Here is an 18,431-nt window from a genome sequence, read left to right as displayed (position 1 = left end):
TTGCTGCTTAATAAGCAAGCCCCATTTTTTTACGGATCACCATCGGCAGGATGCCTCCATTACGGTAGTAAGTCATATCGACTTCAGAATCAAAACGGGCAATGGTCGTGAATTTGATTTCTTGACCATCCGATTTGACTGCCGTCACCGGAATTTCCGCATGGATGCCGACACTATCGTTCAAATCGATTGTGATTTTTTCCGATCCGTCCAGTCCCAAACTTTCTGCATCTTGGCCTGTTTGGTATTGCAAAGGCAATACGCCCATCATCACAAGATTCGAACGGTGGATTCTTTCGTAACTCTTGGCGATGACTGCTTCGACTCCAAGAAGTTTGACACCTTTAGCAGCCCAATCGCGGGAAGAACCCATCCCATAATCGTCACCTGCAAAAATCACTAATCCAGTTCCGTTTTGACGGTATCTTTCTGATGCATCAAAGATACTCATCTCTTCGCCAGTCGGCCAGTAAATCGTGAAGCCACCGTCTTTGCCGGATACCAGTTGATTGCGGATTCTCATATTCGCCAACGTGCCGCGCATCATCACTTCATGATTTCCCCGTCTTGCGCCGTATGAGTTGAAATCACGGACGCCCACACCTTTAGAAGACAAATATTGTCCAGCAGGCGTGCTGATGTCGATGCTTCCTGCAGGGGAAATGTGATCTGTCGTAACCGAGTCACCGAATTTACCTAATACCGATAGCCCATTCAAAGATACGATTGGTTTCGGTTCAGGAGATAAATTCTCGAAGAATGGCGGATTTGCGATGTAAGTCGATCCCTCTTCCCACTTGTACAAAGCATCATCATTCGTTTCGATTGCATTCCATTCAGCATTGTCATCAAACACATGCAGATATTCCTCTTTGAATATCTCAGGTGTTACAAAATCCCGAATCATCGCTTCGACAGCGTGTCTTTCCGGCCACAGATCAGCCAAGTAGACAGGTTGACCGTCTTTGCTGTTACCGATCGGCTCGGTTTTCAGATCGATGTTCATCGTACCAGCCAAAGCATAAGCGACTACCAATGGCGGTGATGCCAAGTAGTTGGCTTTGACCAATGCGTGGATCCGGCCTTCAAAGTTACGGTTTCCACTCAATGCGCTTGAAACCAATAAGTCGTTGTTTTTGATTGCTTCTTCCACTTCAGGCAAAAGCGGTCCTGAATTTCCGATGCAAGTCGTACAGCCATAGCCAACAGTATTGAAGCCCAACTCTTCCAGATAAGGCAGTAAGCCGGCATTATCCAAGTAAGCAGTAACCACTTTTGATCCGGGTGCCAACGAAGTCTTAACATATTTCGGAACGTTCAGTCCCAACTCCACTGCTCGTTTCGCTAATAATCCGGCACTCAACATTACGTATGGATTCGATGTGTTCGTGCAGCTTGTGATGGCCGCAATCGCAATGTCGCCTGTTTTCATCTTCACTTCTTCTCCATCGAGGATCAGCGAGACTTCTTTTTCTTTTTCATCTTCGGATAATCCAAATCCGGCATTGCCTTTCGGCGCGACCAAGGATCTTTGGAAATCTTCTTTTAATTTCGATACAGGCACCAGATCTTGCGGGCGTTTCGGTCCTGCAACATTGGCTTCGATTGTGCTTAAGTCGATTTCAACGACTGTGGTGTATTCCGGCTCTGGATCCTCAACACGGTAGTAAAGATCATTAGCCTTAACATATTCTTCTACTATAGAAACATGCTTTTCATCTCTGCCTGTCAACGTCAAGTAGTTAAGCACTTCATCATCAACCGGGAAGAAGCCGCAGGTCGCACCATATTCAGGCGCCATGTTGGCGATGGTCGCACGATCCGCTAACGTCATGGAAGCTAATCCCGGACCGAAGAATTCGACAAATTTTCCGACTACTTTCATTTCACGCAATTTCTGGGTGACTTTCAAGGCCAAGTCAGTTGCGGTAGCTGCTTCCTGCAATGAATTGATGAAGCGTACACCTACGACTTCAGGAACAGGGAAGAAAGAAGGCTCACCAAGCATGCTGGCTTCTGCTTCGATTCCGCCTACTCCCCAGCCCAATACGCCAAGCGCATTTGCCATTGTCGTATGCGAATCCGTTCCCACCAAAGTGTCTGGGAAAACTAAGCTTCTGTTTTCATCAATCGCTTTTTCGGTGACGACTGATGCTAAGTATTCAATATTGACTTGGTGTACAATACCAGTAGCAGGTGGTACAGCACGATAGTTATCGAATGCTTTTTGCGCCCAGCTCAAAAATTGATAACGTTCCTGATTGCGCAAGAACTCCATCCGCATGTTAGCCAACAAAGCTTGTGGAGATCCGAAGTTATCAACTTGTACGGAGTGATCGATGACCAGATCAACAGGCACTTCCGGATTGATGATCGCTGGATCTCCGCCTAAATCAAAGACTGTTTTTCTCAAGGAAGCCAAGTCAACAACTGCCGGCACTCCCGTAAAATCCTGCAGAATAACGCGGGAAGGTTTGAAGGGTATTTCGCCTTCATTCGTTTCCGTTGCACTCCAGTTAGATAAAGTGACAACATGTTCTTCCTTGATGCCGCTTTCTCCAACTTGACGTAACAAGGACTCGAGCAGCACTCGAATCGAGTAAGGCAGTTTAGCGATTTTTATTTTTTCATTGTTTTCTAATTTTTTTAATTTATAGTATTCATACTGATGACCATTTAAACTAAAAGAAGCTATGGCATTTTGATTAAAATCTGACATTGTATAACCCCCATTTATCATCTATTTCACATTCAACTCACTGAATACGAAAATTATAACCATAATTTAATCAAATGTAAATGTTTTAAATAAAAAAAATACCGCAAGTACGCAAGAACAACCGGAAAAACCTTACATGGATTTGTAAGGTTTTTCATTAAAAAAATGAGAGGGTCTTTCCGATTGCCTCGAAAATGAGAACCCCGCCTAATGAAATCTCATTAAAAAAGCTCGCATATCCTCATTTTATTATCATTTTATCGTTTTTTTCACATTTATTATTTTTGATCTGATTCTCTTTCTGAGAAAAGTAATTTCTTTTTTCAACACAAGTGAATATAATCGTTTAAATCATGCCTTTTAATGTCATAATTCCTGACATCTTTCGTGAACCAAAAAAAAGTGAACAAAATGCATCAGTCTGCACCTTGTCCACTTTATTTTAATCTTAATGAGGTTCTGACACTCATTGCCATTCGTTCCGGATCTCCTGGAAAGCATATCTGTTGGCGACAATCACCGCATTATACTGCAGCAGGTTTATTTTTTCTCCCGTAACTTGTCTATAGACCAAACCTACCTCTTCGGCTATGACCAATCCGGCGGCGATGTCCCATGGAGCTAAGGAGGGAGCGATATAAGCTATCAATTTGCCAGAGGCAACCCAAGCCGTCTCCAAGCCTGCAGAGCCATTAACGCGCAAGCCGCTGCTGTTTTTTGCGATTCTGCGCGCTTCATCTGCATCAGCAACCACCAATCGGTTGCTGATTGCCACCAACCCTTCTGATAAAGGCAACTCCTCCACCATCGGCAGCTTCCGATCATTGCAATACGCACCGTTGCCGCGAACCGCAAAATAAAGCTCGTCCCTTACAACATCATAAATATATCCCAAATGACCGACACCATCTTCATAGATACCGATCATGATGGCAAAATTTGCTCTCTGCTTGATGAAATTGAGGGTGCCGTCAATCGGATCGATGATCCAGACAATTCCTTCCAGATCCCGTATATCATGCCCTACGCTTTCTTCTCCCAAAATGCGCTCATCCGGGAAATGCGCAGTTATTTTCTCATACAGGAACACCTCGATTTCCCGATCCATGTTTGTCACCAGATCCGTTCGCGATGTTTTTTCTTTAATTTCAAGCTCCTTGTTGAATGATTCCCGCAGCAAGTCTGCTGCTTCATACAACCAAGACTTGATCAGGCTGTGTCTTTTTTCGATTTGATCCATTCGGCTCCTCCCTTCTGCCACTCTTCTAGCTGCGCCTTATCCAGTCATTTAACGTTCTCCTAGAAAAATTTTGTTTTTTTCGCTTTTCTTTACTTCCTGCAGCACTTTATACAAAGAGTAGCCTGACTCTTTTTCGAACTGATTACCGTATTTCTTTTCTTGACCGACCGAAGGCAGCACCGTCTTAAATTCTCGGTAAGCCTTCATAAAATCTTCTTTGCTGATTCCACTTTCATAAGCTCGTTCGACAGCATTCCATAAAGAGATGACTTTAACAATCTCCTCTTGGGTCCACTCCACTTCGAACGGATAGTCGTAATGTTGCATATTATTCCCTCCATCTGATTCCTGTTTCTACTATATTATACATGACAAAAAAAATAAAGAGAATCCGGGTCCGGATTCTCTCTACTTGTGACTATTTTGGAATTAGATGTGGATTGGCATACCCAAAGCCAATTCGGCAGCGTCCATGATTGTTTCGGATAATGATGGATGACCGTGAATTGTCAACGCGATATCTTCCGCGTTCATTCCAGCTTCAATCGCCAAGCCCAGTTCAGCGATGATTTCGCTGGCGTTCACACCGGCAACTTGCGCGCCGACAAGAACGTTATCTTCTTTTGTCGTAACTAAACGGACAAAGCCTTCTGTTTGGTTCAATGATAAAGCACGGCCGTTCCCTGATAATGGGAATTTGGATGCTTTTACGTCAAGACCTTTATCTTTCGCTTCAGCAGCGGTAAAACCGATGGTCGCTAATTCTGGATCCGTAAAGGCAACCCCTGGCATAGAGCGGTAATCAATCGCAGAAGGATGTCCGGCAATAGCTTCAGCCGCAATTTTAGCTTCGTAGCTGGCTTTATGAGCCAATGCAGCACCTGGAACGATATCGCCGATCGCAAAAATGTGTTTTACATTTGTGCGGCCTTGATTATCAACTTTAACCAAACCACGTTCAGTCATTTCAACTCCGACTACTTCAAGTCCTAGGTCATCCGTATTCGGGCGGCGACCGACAGTAACCATCACATAGTCAGCTTCGATAACTTCTTCTTTACCGTTTGCTTCATATTTAACTGTTACGCTGTTTCCGTTATCAACAGCTTCTTTAGCCATTGCTTTCGTGACGACTGTAACACCTTTTTCTTCGAATGATTTTTCAACAAATTTAACCATATCTTTTTCGAATGTCGGCAAAATTTGTGGAGAGCCTTCAAGAATAGTCACTTCAGCGCCTAAGTTAGCGTATGCTCCGCCCAGTTCAGTACCGATGACGCCGCCACCGACGATGACTAATTTTTTAGGAACTTCAGTCAAATTCAATCCACCAGTGGAATCGATGACGCGTCCGCCAAATTTGAAACCTTTGATTTCGATTGGACGGCTACCAGTAGCGATGATCGCATTTTTGAAAGTATACGTTTGTGCTGCATCTTCGGTGAAAACACGCAATGTTTCTCCGTCATTGAAGAATGCATTTCCACGGATGATTTCAACTTTATTTTTCTTCAGCAAGTACTCGACACCGGACGTCAATGTTTTAACGACCTTATTGTCTTTCCATTCTTGTGTTTTCGAGAAGTCCAGCTTCACATTTTCAGTTGTGATACCGAAAACGGAGGAATCCAAAGCCTCTTGATAATGATGTCCAGCAGAAATTAAAGCTTTTGAAGGGATACAACCGACGTTCAAACAAACGCCTCCGATCCATTCTCTTTCGATGATTGCTACTTTTTGTCCTAATTGTGCAGCGCGAATGGCAGCTACATAGCCACCAGGTCCCGCTCCAACAACAACTGTATCTAACTCAACTGCGAAATCGCCTACTACCATTGTCTATTCTCACCCTTCCATCAATAATAATTCTGGATCAGCCAATAATCTCTTAATGTTGTTCATTGCTTTTTGAGCAGTTGCGCCGTCAACGATACGGTGGTCGAAACTCAATGAAAGTTTCATAACGCGACCGACTGCTAATTCGCCTTCTGCATTGACGATAGCTTGTTGTGCAATCGTTCCAACACCTAGGATGGCTACTTCAGGGTAGTTGATGACTGGCGTGAAGAATCCGCCGCCAACAGAACCGATGTTGCTGATAGTAACAGAGCCGTTTCTCATATCCGCAGCTGCCAGTTTGCCGTCATGGGCTTGTGCAGCCATGTTGTTGATTTCATCGGCAATTTTGAACATGCCTTTTGAATCAGCATTTTTAACGTTCGGTACATATAAACCATTGTCGGTGTCTGTAGCGATACCGATGTTGATGTAGTTCTTCAACACAATTTCTTGGGCTGCATCGTCGATAGATGCATTCAAGATAGGGAAGTCGCGTACAGTCGCTGCCAATGCCTTGACGACATACGGCAAGAAAGTAAGTTTTGTTCCTTGTGCTGCAGCAACATCTTTGAATTTCTTGCGGTGATCCCATAATTTGGACACTTCAACTTCATCAAATAAAGTTACATGAGGCGCTGTATGCTTGCTGTTGACCATTGCTTTCGCAATCGCTTTTCTCATCGGAGACATTTTTTGACGTGTTTCCGCTTCGCCCATATTAGAGGTGAATGGTTGAGCTGGTGCTGCAACTTGTGTTGCTTGGGCCGCTGCAGCTACCGGAGCCGCTTGGACTGCTGCTTGTGCCGAAGCTTGAGCTTGGACTGCTGGAGTCACAGCTTTCGCTGCCAGTGGAGCTACTCCGCTGAAGTTATCAATATCTTCCTTCAGTACACGACCGCCTTTTCCTGTCGGTGCAACTGCAGTGATGTCGATGCCTTTTTCGCGTGCGTATTGACGGACGGATGGCATAGCCAAAACTTGCTTATTAGGATTTGCTGCCGTAACCACGCCTGATGACACTGGTGCATTTGAAGCAGCCACAGGTGCTGCGGCTGCTTTTGGTGCTGCGGCAGCTGGGCCGTTTTGGCCTGGTGCATCGATTTCCACCAATACGTCTCCAATGACTGCCACCGTACCTACTGGCGCTACGATGCGGACTACTCTGCCTGTTACAGGAGATGGAATCTCTTCAACAGATTTGTCGTTCTGCACTTCAACCAATGTATCATCTTCATTGATCATATCGCCTTCTTTGATAGGCCATGAAACGATTTCACCTTCCATGATACCCTCGCCTAGAGCAGGCAATTTGAATTGGAACAATCCTCCTGTTGAAGCTGCAGGTGCTGCTGGAGTTGCTGCCGCTGAAGCTGATGCTGGTGCAGGAGCTTCAGAACCTTCATCTTCATGACCTGGAGCGTCGATTTCCACCAATACATCTCCGATGACTGCAACCGTACCTACTGGCGCAACAATCTTCAAGACTTTCCCGGTTACTGGGGATGGGATTTCTTCGACTGATTTATCATTTTGTACTTCTAATAATATGTCATCTTCATTGATGGTGTCGCCTTCTTTGATTGACCAAGAAACGATTTCACCCTCCATGATACCTTCGCCTAAAGCAGGCAACTTGAATTTAAAAGACATTTTCTTAACTTCCCTTCATTTGTCTATTTTTGGATTCCCGACGCACAAAAGCGAACAAATACAATTCTCTGTGATATGGAATTGTATTTGTTCAAGCTTTCAGCTCTTAGAAATGATAAGTTTCTCTTACTTTGTTTTCGATATCAGTAGCATTCGGTAACCAAATGTTTTCTGCTTGACCGAACGGGAAGACAGTATCCGGAGCAGCTACACGTCCGATAGGAGCTTCTAACGATAACACTGCACGTTCAGAAATTTCGGACATGACCATTGCGCCCACACCAGCTTGACGCTGTGCTTCTTGGACTACTACGACACGGCCTGTTTTTTGTACAGAGGCAATGATCGTTTCGACATCAAGTGGAGCAACCGTACGCAAATCGATTACTTCAACCGAAATGCCTTCTTTTTCAAGTGTTTCTGCAGCTTTGATAGCTTCGCGAACCATAGCGCCGTAAGTGATGACGGACACGTCAGATCCCTCTTTTGTGATGGCAGCCTTGCCGATAGGAACAGTGTACGCTTCTTCAGGAACTTCATCACGGAATGAACGGTACAATTTCATGTGCTCCAAGAAGACAACGGGATCGTTATCACGGATAGCTGAAATCAACAACCCTTTTGCATCGTATGGGTTCGAAGGGATAACCACTTTCAAACCTGGTGATTGAGCCATCAAGCCTTCCAAGTTATCAGAGTGCAATTCAGGTGTATGCACACCCCCACCGAAAGGAGAGCGGAAAACGATAGGCAGATTACGCGTGCCTGCCATGCGGTAACGTGTACGTGCAGCTTGCGCTACGACAGTATCCATTACTTCAAATACAAAGCCGAAGAATTGGATTTCCGCAACGGGACGGAAACCTTCCAGCGCCAAACCGAATGCCAAACCACCGATACCGGATTCAGCTAAAGGAGTATCAAACACGCGGTCTTCTCCGAAGCTCTCTTGAAGTCCTTGTGTTGCACGGAATACACCGCCGTTTTTACCAACGTCTTCTCCGAAGATCAAAACGTTTGGATCGTTTGCAAGTTCAATTGCAAGCGCATCAGTGATGGCTTGGATCATAGTTAATTGTGCCATGATTATTTAGTCTCCTTTGCTTCGTAGTAAGCGATTTGTTCTGCCATAGTTTGGTTTGGTTCTTCGAACATGCTCTTCAAGAAGTCAGATACTTTTTGTTTAGGAGCTTGGTCAGCTTCCTTGATGGCATCTTTGATTTCTTCTTTGACTGATTCGATTACTTCATTTTCTTTTTCTTCAGACCATAAACCTTTTGCCGTCAAAAATTTGCGCATGCGGATCAATGGGTCTTTTGCTTGCCAGCCTTCCAATTCAGCAGTGTCACGGTAACGCGTTGGATCGTCACCTGATAAAGTATGCGGACCAAAGCGGTAGCAGATTGTTTCGATCAAGACAGGGCCATTTCCTGCAACAGCATATTCTCTTGCTTTTTTAGTTACGGCGTATACAGCCAGCATGTCCATTCCATCTACCTGGATACCAGGGATTCCGGCAGCGACAGCTTTCTGTGCCAAAGTTTGAGCAGCGGTCTGCACGTGGCGAGGTGTTGAAATCGCCCATCCATTATTTTGGATGAAGAATAGAGCAGGTGCTTTGTAGGATCCGGCAAAGTTGATGCCTTCATAGAAATCCCCTTGCGAGCTTCCGCCATCACCAGTATATGTAATCGCTACATTTTTCTTGTTACGCTTCTTCAAGCCCAACGCAACTCCGGCAGCTTGCACGTATTGTGCGCCGATGATGATTTGTGGTGGTAAAGCTTTGATATCTTCAGCGTATTTATTGCCATCCACGTGGCCTCTTGACCAAAGGAAAGCTTGCGTCAACGGCAAACCATGTTTGATCAGCTGAGGAACATCACGGTAACCAGGCAACAAAACATCTTCCTTCTCGATTGCTGCGATACTTCCTAATTGGCTTGCTTCTTGACCGGCTGTCGGCGCATAGAAACCTAATCTACCTTGACGATTCAACGCAGTTGAACGTTCATGTAAAATTCTGGACCATACCATATCTGTCATGAATTGAACCAATTGTTCATCAGAAAGATCTGGCATAAGGTCAGGGTTTACAATATTCCCTTCTTCATCCATGATTTGGACCATGCGAAAATCTGTGTTCGTGCTGCTTAATAATGCGTCAATGTCGATTTTTGTTTGTTTTGTAGCCATGCTAACACTTTCCTCTCTATTCCTTGATATTTCATCTCTGTCGATGAGGTTTATACAGATGATTTCAACTGTATCAATTCACAGTTGTTACATGAATAATTTACCACGCATCCGAGATATATGCAAGGCAAAAGGAAAGTTTTCATATTTTGTGCACAAAATATCGGCTACTACTTAATTGTAAGCGTTTAACATAAGCGTTTTGTTCAGTATGTAACGAACATTATTTTTGTATCTGTGTTTTATTATTGAATCATTATAATTATGTATGTTTACAGATTGCCGCAATCAGACACAAAGACTCTGTATTAAAACTCCACGAAAACTGTTTCTATTAAAATTGTAAATCATTGATGGAATAGGCTTTCAAAAGTATAACAGTCTTTTTATTATAACTACCCTTTTTGGGATAACCAGTTTCAGTACTTTTTCATAACCAGTTTGCTATTTTTTCGCGGCTTTCAGCCCACTATTCCATTCATTCACGAAATCACAATCTCATCACTATGAAAATAGGATTAAAACGCATGTGCATTCCTCTCAAAAACAAAGAAAAAAGGCCATTTCAATTAAGAAATAACCTTTTTATAAAAATTTATGCTGAAACTGATTTTAAACTAAACCTTGATAAATCATAGCATCTGCAACTTGCACAAACGCCGCGATGTTGGCACCGGCTAAATAGTTGCCTGGCATACCATATTCATCAGCTGTTTTTTCAGCTGTCTTAAAGATGTTTGCCATAATCTCTTGCAGCTTGCCGTCGACTTCTTCGAATGTCCAATGACTATGGGCACTGTTCTGCGCCATTTCCAGCGCGGAAGTCGCTACTCCGCCTGCATTGGCTGCTTTTGCCGGCCCATAAAAAATGTTATTGTCCGCATAAATTTCTACAGCTTCCAGAGTGCTCGGCATGTTTGCGCCCTCGCTGACACAATAAACGCCAGCTTTGACTAATCTTTCGGCTTGTTCTTTGTCGATTTCATTTTGGGTTGCGCTAGGCAAAGCAATATCGTAGTTCAGATCGAAGTCCCACACGCTACCATCTTTATATACTGCTGTCGCTTTTTCTGCAGCATAGGCAGTCAATCTTTCGCGACGAACTTCTTTGATATCCTGAAGCAAAGCAACATCGATACCTGATTCATCGTAGATATATCCGTTGGAATCGGAACAAGCTACAACGGTTCCGCCAAATTCATGAACTTTTTGGATAGCATAAATGGCAACATTTCCACTTCCAGATACTACAACTTTTTGGCCGTCAAACGATTTCCCATTCGCTTTCAACATTTCTTGTGTATAGTAGACCAGGCCGTATCCAGTCGCTTCTGTACGTGCCAAACTTCCGTTCATGACTACCGGTTTGCCGGTCAGAACGCCTGTCTCAGCGCCGTTCAAGCGTTTGTATTGGCCATACATGTAACCAATTTCGCGTCCTCTGACACCGATATCGCCAGCAGGGACGTCTAAAGTAGGACCGATGTGTCTTTGTAGCTCAGTCATGAAGGATTGGCAGAAACGCATCACTTCTGCATCCGTTTTGCCCTTAGGATCAAAATCAGATCCACCTTTACCGCCACCGATCGGTAATCCGGTCAGGCTGTTTTTGAATATCTGTTCGAAACCTAAAAATTTCAGGATGCTTTCGTTGACGGTCGGGTGGAAACGCAAACCGCCTTTGTATGGTCCGATTGCTGAATTGAATTGGACACGGAAACCTTTGCTGACTTGAACATCCCCTTTGTCATCCATCCAAGGAACACGGAAGGAAACGATACGTTCAGGTTCTACCATTCTTTCAAGGATATTCCATTTTATGTAGTGCGGATTCTTTTCCAAAGCTGGTTCGATCGTGTCGAACAACTCCCTTACCGCCTGTAAGAATTCTTTTTGATGCGGGCCTCTGTCTTCAACCTTTTTATAGACTTTTTCAATATAATCTTTAGCAACTGTCATAAAAATCATCTCTTCTTTCGCTATAAAGTTAAAAAAAACTCACACCGTCGTGTAATCATTTTTTCATTTTCCTATTTTACACATACCTCTTCTTTATTACAAGGGAAAAGATCGGTCTAGCTTTTTTTTTTCGAAACGTGTACTATGTAACGTGAAGTGTTTTGTAGTTTGCTAGCCCAATCATTTCAATATAAAAACCAGCAAAAGGAGGAATGCATGAATGATCACTATGGATAACATCATCCGTGAAGGTCATCCTACATTGCGGAGGTCGGCTGACTTGGTCACTTTCCCTTTATCTGCCGAGGATCGAAAAATCGCCACAGAAATGATGGAGTTCCTTTCGAACAGTCAGGATGAAAAAATCGCCGCGCAACTTAACTTGCGCGCAGGTGTCGGTTTGGCAGCGCCGCAAATCGACGTTTCCAAGCGCATCGTTGCACTATTGATACCTGGGGAGTATGAAGATGATCCTCCTGAATTGGCCAAAGTGATGTTCAACCCTAAAATCGTCAGCCATTCCATCGAAAGTGCCTGCCTTAAAGGTGGCGAAGGTTGCCTTTCAGTGGATCGCGAAGTACCAGGGTTCGTCGTCAGACATAGCCGTATTACGGTATCTTACCAGGATGCCGAAGGAGTGACACACAAGGCTCGCTACAAAGGCTACATAGCCATCGTGGTCCAACACGAAATCGACCATCTCAACGGGGTCATGTTCTACGACCACATCAATGAACAAGCGCCTTTTGCCGTTGAAGACGACGTCATCATAATTGAATAGGAAATGAAAAAGAAGAGCGTTTCTGCAGTAGTTGCAGAAACGCTCTTCTTTGTTTTTATTTTGTTAGATATCTTTCCAGGAATTGCTTCGTGCGAGCCTCGTTTGGATGATTAAAGATATGATCAGGGGCTCCCTGCTCCAGGATGACGCCTTGATCCATAAAGATAACGCGATCGGAAACTTCCTTCGCGAACTCCATTTCATGCGTCACGACAATCATCGTCAACCCGCTGTTGGCAAGATCCTTCATGACCTTCAATACTTCTCCCACCATCTCCGGATCCAAAGCCGATGTCGGCTCATCAAACAATAGCGCATCCGGTTCCATCGTCAACGCGCGAGCGATAGCGACGCGTTGTTTTTGGCCGCCTGACAATTGATCTGGTTTGGCGTTTATGAAGTTTCCCATGCCAACCTGTTCCAGATAACCCATGGCGATCTTTTCGGCTTCCTGTTGGGACTTTTTAAGGATCTTCACAGGTCCTACCGTACAATTATGCAACACGTCCAAGTTATTGAACAGATTGAACTGCTGGAATACCATCCCTAATTTACTGCGGTACTTGAAGATGTCATGTTTCGAGTCCAGAACGTTTTCGCCGTTGTAGATAATTTCTCCCGCTGTAGGTTTTTCAAGCAGATTGATGCAGCGCAACAGAGTCGATTTACCGGATCCCGATGAACCGATGATACACACAACTTCTCCTTTATTCACGCTGAAATCGATGTCCTTCAGTACTTCATGTTGACCGAAGTTTTTCTTCAGATGTTGTACGTCAATTACTTTTTCCATCAAATGATTCCTCCTGTGGCAATTAATTTGCTCTGTCTCTTCCTGCTTGTTTTTTGCGAGCCATTAATTCTGGTGTAGTCAATTGGTCTTGTCCTGCACCCATCATCTGATAATTATCAGGGCCTTGCATTTTTCTTTCGATGGCACGCAAGACGCGCGTCACCGTGAAGGTCATGACGAAGTAAATGATTGAAGCCACGAAGAATGATTCAAAATAACGGAAGTTATTCCCGGAAATCGATTTGGTCGTAAAGAACAATTCCGAAACGGAAATGACGTTCAATACGGATGTATCTTTTATGTTGATGACGAATTCGTTCCCTGTAGCCGGCAGAATATTCCGGATCACTTGCGGCATGACGACATTCCGCATCGTTTGCAGATGATTCATCCCGATCGCTTGAGAAGCTTCGAATTGCCCTTTGTCGATGGATATGATTCCACCTCGGACAATCTCCGACATATAAGCTCCCGTATTGACTGATACAATCAGCAACGCTGCAAAAATACGGTTCATGTCGATGTCAAATGCCAAAGCCGCCCCATAATAGATGACCATCGCTTGCACGATCATCGGCGTTCCTCGGAAAATTTCGATGTAGCATGACAGCAAAAAATTCACCACATTGTACGCGTGTTTTTTCCATCCTGATTCCGCAACCGGTATCGTACGGATGACGCCGATCATAAGACCGATACCCAGTCCGATTACAGTTCCGATTAAAGCTATATATAATGTTGTCCATGCACCTGATAAAAACTGTCTCCAGTTTTCTTCGATGATTCGGATAACCCAACTAAACTCCATTTAATGTATGCCCCTTTTTGATGTTCCGTCCACCAGAATTATTCAGCTGATGGCTGGTTTTGGATTGCTTCATCCATCATTTGGATGCGTTCTTCTTCGGTGATGCCGCTCAAGATCTCATTGATCTGATCTTTCAATTCGCTTTCTTTGATCAAACCGATTGCGATTTCTGAATCAGCTGCGGACAATTTAAACGTATCCGCTTCATCCAATTCGATCATTTTGAATGCAGAATTGGCTGATGAAGCGCTGATGGCTTCTGGACGTTCCGATACGTAAGCATCAATTGTGCCCGATTCTAAAGCTACGCGCATGGAAGTGAAACTGTCCATCGCCGGTTGCTTTTGCACGCCTTCAATCTGATCGATGACGCCATAGTGCAACGTATTCAACTGCGCAGTGACTTTCGCATCCGCGAAGTCAGCCAAAGTTGTCGCATCTGCATAAGCGCCATCCGCTTTTACGACAATAACAAGTTCAGTCGTATAGTAGGAATCAGAGAAATCAATCGCTTCTTTGCGTTCATCCGTCGGAGACATGCCTGCAACGATAGCATCGATTTTGGATGAAACTAATGCCGGCACCAAGCCATCCCATTCCGTCTTGACGATGACCAGTTCTTTGCCTAATCCATCTGCCACTTTTTGTGCCATCTGAACATCATAGCCATTTGCATAACCATCAGCGCCGTCGATTTTCACAGCACCGTTGCTGTCGTCATTTTGGGTCCAGTTGAAAGGAGGATAGCCCGCTTCCATTCCAACCGTGAATGTTTCAGAATCCGCTGTGCCATTAGCCGCGGATGAATCATCAGTGGCTCCGTTACCGCAACCCGCCAAAATAAACAAGCCTGTCAATGCCGCCATTGTTTTTTTCCATGTTTTTACTGTCATCTCTATTTCCTCCTAATGTATATAGTCCTTTTTAACTGCTCAAAAATAATAAAAATTAACCCTTCTTATACAGCCGCTTTTGTCCACCTTTCTACCCATAGAGCGTCATAACAACGATAATTCAGTCCGTTTTTGTGCAAAAAAATAGACTATAAAGCAAAAGGCCCTATAATCCAGCTTCCTTCTGCCCGCAATACCGAAAGTACTCCACAAACGATTTTGGGCAAATCGTTCTGACAGTGTCAGGATTCTTAACCCTGACCCCAACACAGCAAACGCTGTATTTCGGCGAACACCCCTTTCAAACGGGCATTTTACTCTTGATGTTCGCAGCCTCTTCCATTATTGTATGATCGTATGACATTATTGTATGTTATTATACTGTACTGATTTTTAATTTGCAACAAAAAGCGCTTTGCCCCGCCATTTTAGCAGCCCATTCCATTGCCGTGCATCTTGACGCGCATTCCCTATTTTCCCCATTTCAAAAAAACGGTTTCGGATGCTATACTGACTACAACGACAAAAGGAAGGAACTACCTTAATAATGCTTACTATTCTATTCGATTTGGACGATACTTTATACGACACAGCCAGTCCGTTTTTTCGAGCGTTGGACAATTACCGCATGGAGACCATCTTCAGCGACGAAGCCACATTTGCTCTTTTTCGCGAGCATTGCGATGCCGCTTTCGACCTGTTCTCCAGTGGGAATCTGACGCTGTCCGAGTCCCATATCATGCGCACCCAGCATACGTTTGCTGACCTGGGCCTTCCGCTTACTAGCGAAGAGGCGATGCACTTCCAGGAAACCTACCAAAAAAGGCAAGCAGAAATCACGTTAAGTCCAGGGATCGAGCAGCTTTTGAATGAGTTGGAAAGTCAGAACATTCCGATTGCGGTCTTCACAAACGGTCCTGAAAAGCACCAGATGAAGAAGTTCACTGCGCTGGGTCTGGAGAGATGGGTGCCGCCAGCGCGCATCTTCATTTCCGAAAAAATCGGTTTCCCAAAACCCCACGCCGAGGCTTTCGCGCATGTGCAGGCGGCTTTAGAGGCCTCGCCTGATGAGCTACTCTTCATCGGGGACACCTACGAAACGGACATCATCGGTGGCCAGACTGCTGGGTGGACATCATTGTGGTTCAACCATCGCCGGAAGCCGGAGGATGAAAAAGCGGTGCTGGAACCCACATTCTACACTGTAGGGGACATGCACCAAGCCATCAATGACAATATTTCAAAACGAAAGGAAATGTGACTTATGATCCAAATAAAATTAGCCATCATCGGGGTCGGCCATGTCGGTTCGCAAGTATTGACTGACTGCAGCCACCTCAACTTATTTTCTGATATCGTTCTGATCGACAGCAACGAGGACACGGCAAGAGGCGAAGCCCTGGACCACCGCCATGCGCTGGCAGCAAGCTACAGGACAAACAGTAAAATCTATGCCGGCGACTATGCGGACTGCGCCGATGCCGACGTCATCATCATTTCCGCGGGCGTCAGCGAGAAGCCGCGCCCGGGTGAGGAGATGCCCCCAAGAGCGTTGATGGGCAAGGAGAATGCCATTGAAATACGCAAAATCATGGCTGGCATCACCAAGCACACAAAAGACGCCATCATCATCCTGATAACGAATCCGGTCGATACGATCACCTATATCGCCGAGAATGAGTTCGACTATCCGAAAGGCAAGATTTTCGGCACCGGAACGACTTTGGATACTTTCCGCTACCGTCAGATTGTTGCTGCCCACTATCAGGTCGATCCCAAAACCGTCAGCGGCTACATTATGGGTGAACACGGCAGCACAGCCTTCCCAGCTTTCAGCAGCACAACTGTGGGTGCGCTCACGCTTACCCAAAGCGATGCTTTATTGGACCCTGCGGAACCATTGGACCGAAAATTCGTCAGCCAAGAAGTGGTGCACACAGCTTCCGATGTCTTCAACTGGAAAGGTTGGACCAATTCAGGCATCGGGGAAGTCTCAGCAGCCTTGGCCCGCGCGGTCATGCTGGACGAGAAAAGCATTTTCCCTGTGACCGCAACCGTTGACGGTTTATACAATTGCCATGGTGAAGCGGCCTTCAGCATGCCTTGCATCATCGGCAGGAACGGCTTGGAGAAACAGATCCCCTTGCCGCTGGATGATGAGGAATACGAAAAACTGCAACTCTCCATCAAAGATATTCAGCTCACGCTGCAATCCGTGCAATAGGAAAAGCGCAACCGCATCAGGTCCGACTGGATCGATGCGGTTGCGCTTCTTTTTTGTACCTAAATAGAAAGCTTACATGCTGAGTCTGCCGTGTTCTTCATATCTTGTTACGGTTGTGATGGCATTCTGCTCATCCACGAACACCACAAGCGGCTTGTGTTCCTTTGCTTCCTGTTCGTCCATCATGCAGTAGGCCATGATGATGATTTTGTCCGATACTTGAACGCAACGGGCGGCGGCACCATTCAGGCAAATCATGCCCGAGCCGCGTTCGCCTGCGATGACGTAAGTTTCGAACCGGGCCCCGTTGTCGATGTCGACGATCTGGACCTTCTCATATTCGATCAGCCCTGCAGCATCAAGCAGATCCTTGTCGACAGTGATGCTGCCTACATAGGAAAGCTCCGCCTGGACAACGACGGCGCGGTGTATTTTACTTTTTAGCATATTTAGTTGCATTGTTTTTCCCCCCACTTATTCCGTGATAAAATTATCGATCAGACGCGTTTTCCCGATATAGACTGCCAAAGCCACCAATACAGGTCGCTCGACGCTGTCCACTTGCTGTAGCGTTCGCGCATCCACCAACTCCACATAATCGATCTTCGCCATCGGTTCGGCTTGGATCGTTTCCGAAATGGCCTTCAGGATCTTGGCAGCGTCCTGCTCGCCATCTGCAAGCAACTGTTTCGCGACTTCGAGCGCTCGGCTAAGCACCAACGCTGCCTTGCGCTCATCCGCTGACAGGTAACTGTTGCGCGAACTTTTCGCCAATCCGTCCGCTTCCCGGATGATCGGGCAGCCGATGACGGTGACCTCCATATTGAGGTCGCGGACCATCTGCTGGATGACCGCCAACTGTTGGGCGTCCTTCTGTCCGAAATAGGCACGGTCCGGCTGCACGATGTTGAACAGCTTTGTCACGACTGTGCACACGCCCCGGAAATGGGCCGGCCTGCTTTTCCCGCACAATCTCTCCGTCAGGCCATGCATGTCCACAAAGCTGCTGAAATCTGAATGGTACATCTCCTTCGGCTCGGGATGGAAAATCAGCTCCACTCCGCTGGCTTCGCACAAAGCGGCATCCTTTTCCAGATCCCTTGGATAGCTTTCCAAGTCTTCTGTTGGTCCGAACTGCATCGGATTCACAAAAATGCTGACGACCACCCGATCGTTTTCGCTGACGGCTTTCTGCATCAAGCTTTGATGGCCTTCATGGAGATAGCCCATCGTCGGAACGAAACCTACCGACAAACCTTCCTTTTTCCAGGCCTTCACGGCACTGCGGATTTCTTCAACTGTAGCTGCAATCTTCATTAAGTGATTACC

General features: G+C 45.5%; 14 protein-coding genes, 1 pseudogene and 1 riboswitch. Of the genes and pseudogenes, 3 read left to right on the top strand and 12 right to left on the bottom strand.

The features are described 5' to 3' along the window. Positions 1–7: 7 nt before the first annotated feature. The 8 genes from acnA to gdhA form a co-directional block, all read right to left on the bottom strand. On the bottom strand, positions 8–2,719 hold the full coding sequence (acnA, locus tag BLV66_RS01070) for an aconitate hydratase AcnA (RefSeq protein ID WP_086985340.1): 2,712 nt from the start codon (positions 2,717–2,719) through the stop codon (positions 8–10). A gap of 466 nt (positions 2,720–3,185) precedes the next feature. After that, the gene (locus BLV66_RS01065; RefSeq protein WP_086985341.1) at positions 3,186–3,959 is read right to left on the bottom strand and encodes an inositol monophosphatase family protein; all 774 of its coding nucleotides are present in this window, start codon (positions 3,957–3,959) and stop codon (positions 3,186–3,188) included. Positions 3,960–4,007: 48 nt separating this feature from the next. After that, on the bottom strand, positions 4,008–4,286 hold the full coding sequence (locus tag BLV66_RS01060) for a UPF0223 family protein (protein WP_086985342.1): 279 nt from the start codon (positions 4,284–4,286) through the stop codon (positions 4,008–4,010). A 102-nt stretch (positions 4,287–4,388) separates the two neighbouring features. Further along, positions 4,389–5,795: a dihydrolipoyl dehydrogenase gene (gene lpdA, locus BLV66_RS01055; RefSeq protein ID WP_086985343.1), complete on the bottom strand. Its 1,407-nt coding sequence runs from the start codon at positions 5,793–5,795 to the stop codon at positions 4,389–4,391. A gap of 9 nt (positions 5,796–5,804) precedes the next feature. After that, positions 5,805–7,448, bottom strand: coding sequence for a 2-oxo acid dehydrogenase subunit E2 (locus tag BLV66_RS01050; protein ID WP_086985344.1), 1,644 nt, complete (start codon positions 7,446–7,448; stop codon positions 5,805–5,807). A 106-nt stretch (positions 7,449–7,554) separates the two neighbouring features. Beyond that, positions 7,555–8,532 carry an alpha-ketoacid dehydrogenase subunit beta gene (locus BLV66_RS01045; protein WP_086985345.1) on the bottom strand — a complete coding sequence of 326 codons (978 nt, stop codon included), beginning with the start codon at positions 8,530–8,532 and terminating at the stop codon, positions 7,555–7,557. Positions 8,533–8,534: 2 nt separating this feature from the next. Beyond that, on the bottom strand, positions 8,535–9,644 hold the full coding sequence (pdhA, locus tag BLV66_RS01040; protein ID WP_086985346.1) for a pyruvate dehydrogenase (acetyl-transferring) E1 component subunit alpha: 1,110 nt from the start codon (positions 9,642–9,644) through the stop codon (positions 8,535–8,537). Positions 9,645–10,256: 612 nt separating this feature from the next. Next, on the bottom strand, positions 10,257–11,603 hold the full coding sequence (gene gdhA, locus BLV66_RS01035) for an NADP-specific glutamate dehydrogenase (protein WP_086985347.1): 1,347 nt from the start codon (positions 11,601–11,603) through the stop codon (positions 10,257–10,259). 220 nt (positions 11,604–11,823) lie between these two features. Between gdhA and def the strand changes: the two genes are divergently transcribed. After that, positions 11,824–12,384, top strand: a complete 561-nt coding sequence (gene def, locus BLV66_RS01030; protein ID WP_086985348.1) for a peptide deformylase — start codon at positions 11,824–11,826, stop codon at positions 12,382–12,384. A 55-nt stretch (positions 12,385–12,439) separates the two neighbouring features. Here def and BLV66_RS01025 read toward each other — a convergent pair whose 3' ends face one another. Together BLV66_RS01025 and BLV66_RS15955 are read right to left on the bottom strand one after the other, a co-directional pair. After that, entirely contained in the window at positions 12,440–13,177 is a 738-nt protein-coding gene (locus BLV66_RS01025) for an amino acid ABC transporter ATP-binding protein (protein ID WP_086985349.1), read from the bottom strand. 22 nt (positions 13,178–13,199) lie between these two features. Further along, positions 13,200–14,878: pseudogene (locus BLV66_RS15955) on the bottom strand (ABC transporter substrate-binding protein/permease). 192 nt (positions 14,879–15,070) lie between these two features. Continuing rightward, positions 15,071–15,225, bottom strand: a riboswitch (Lysine riboswitch). A gap of 200 nt (positions 15,226–15,425) precedes the next feature. Here BLV66_RS15955 and BLV66_RS01010 point away from each other — a divergent pair. Next, on the top strand, positions 15,426–16,139 hold the full coding sequence (locus BLV66_RS01010) for an HAD family hydrolase (RefSeq protein ID WP_086985352.1): 714 nt from the start codon (positions 15,426–15,428) through the stop codon (positions 16,137–16,139). A 3-nt stretch (positions 16,140–16,142) separates the two neighbouring features. After that, positions 16,143–17,102: a lactate/malate family dehydrogenase gene (locus BLV66_RS01005; protein ID WP_086985353.1), complete on the top strand. Its 960-nt coding sequence runs from the start codon at positions 16,143–16,145 to the stop codon at positions 17,100–17,102. Positions 17,103–17,174: 72 nt separating this feature from the next. Here the strand turns inward: BLV66_RS01005 and panD are convergent, their stop codons facing one another. Both panD and panC read right to left on the bottom strand, forming a co-directional pair. After that, entirely contained in the window at positions 17,175–17,561 is a 387-nt protein-coding gene (gene panD / locus BLV66_RS01000) for an aspartate 1-decarboxylase (protein ID WP_086628237.1), read from the bottom strand. 15 nt (positions 17,562–17,576) lie between these two features. Next, positions 17,577–18,419 (bottom strand): pantoate--beta-alanine ligase, encoded by an 843-nt coding sequence (panC, locus tag BLV66_RS00995; RefSeq protein WP_086985354.1) that lies wholly within the window; start codon positions 18,417–18,419, stop codon positions 17,577–17,579. Positions 18,420–18,431: the final 12 nt, after the last annotated feature.

It is taken from the genome of Trichococcus collinsii, assembly GCF_900107505.1.
GTDB classification, from domain to species: domain Bacteria; phylum Bacillota; class Bacilli; order Lactobacillales; family Aerococcaceae; genus Trichococcus; species Trichococcus collinsii.
The sequence above is the reverse complement of the archived record's forward strand: the minus strand, read 5'-3'. Positions and strand labels throughout refer to the sequence as shown.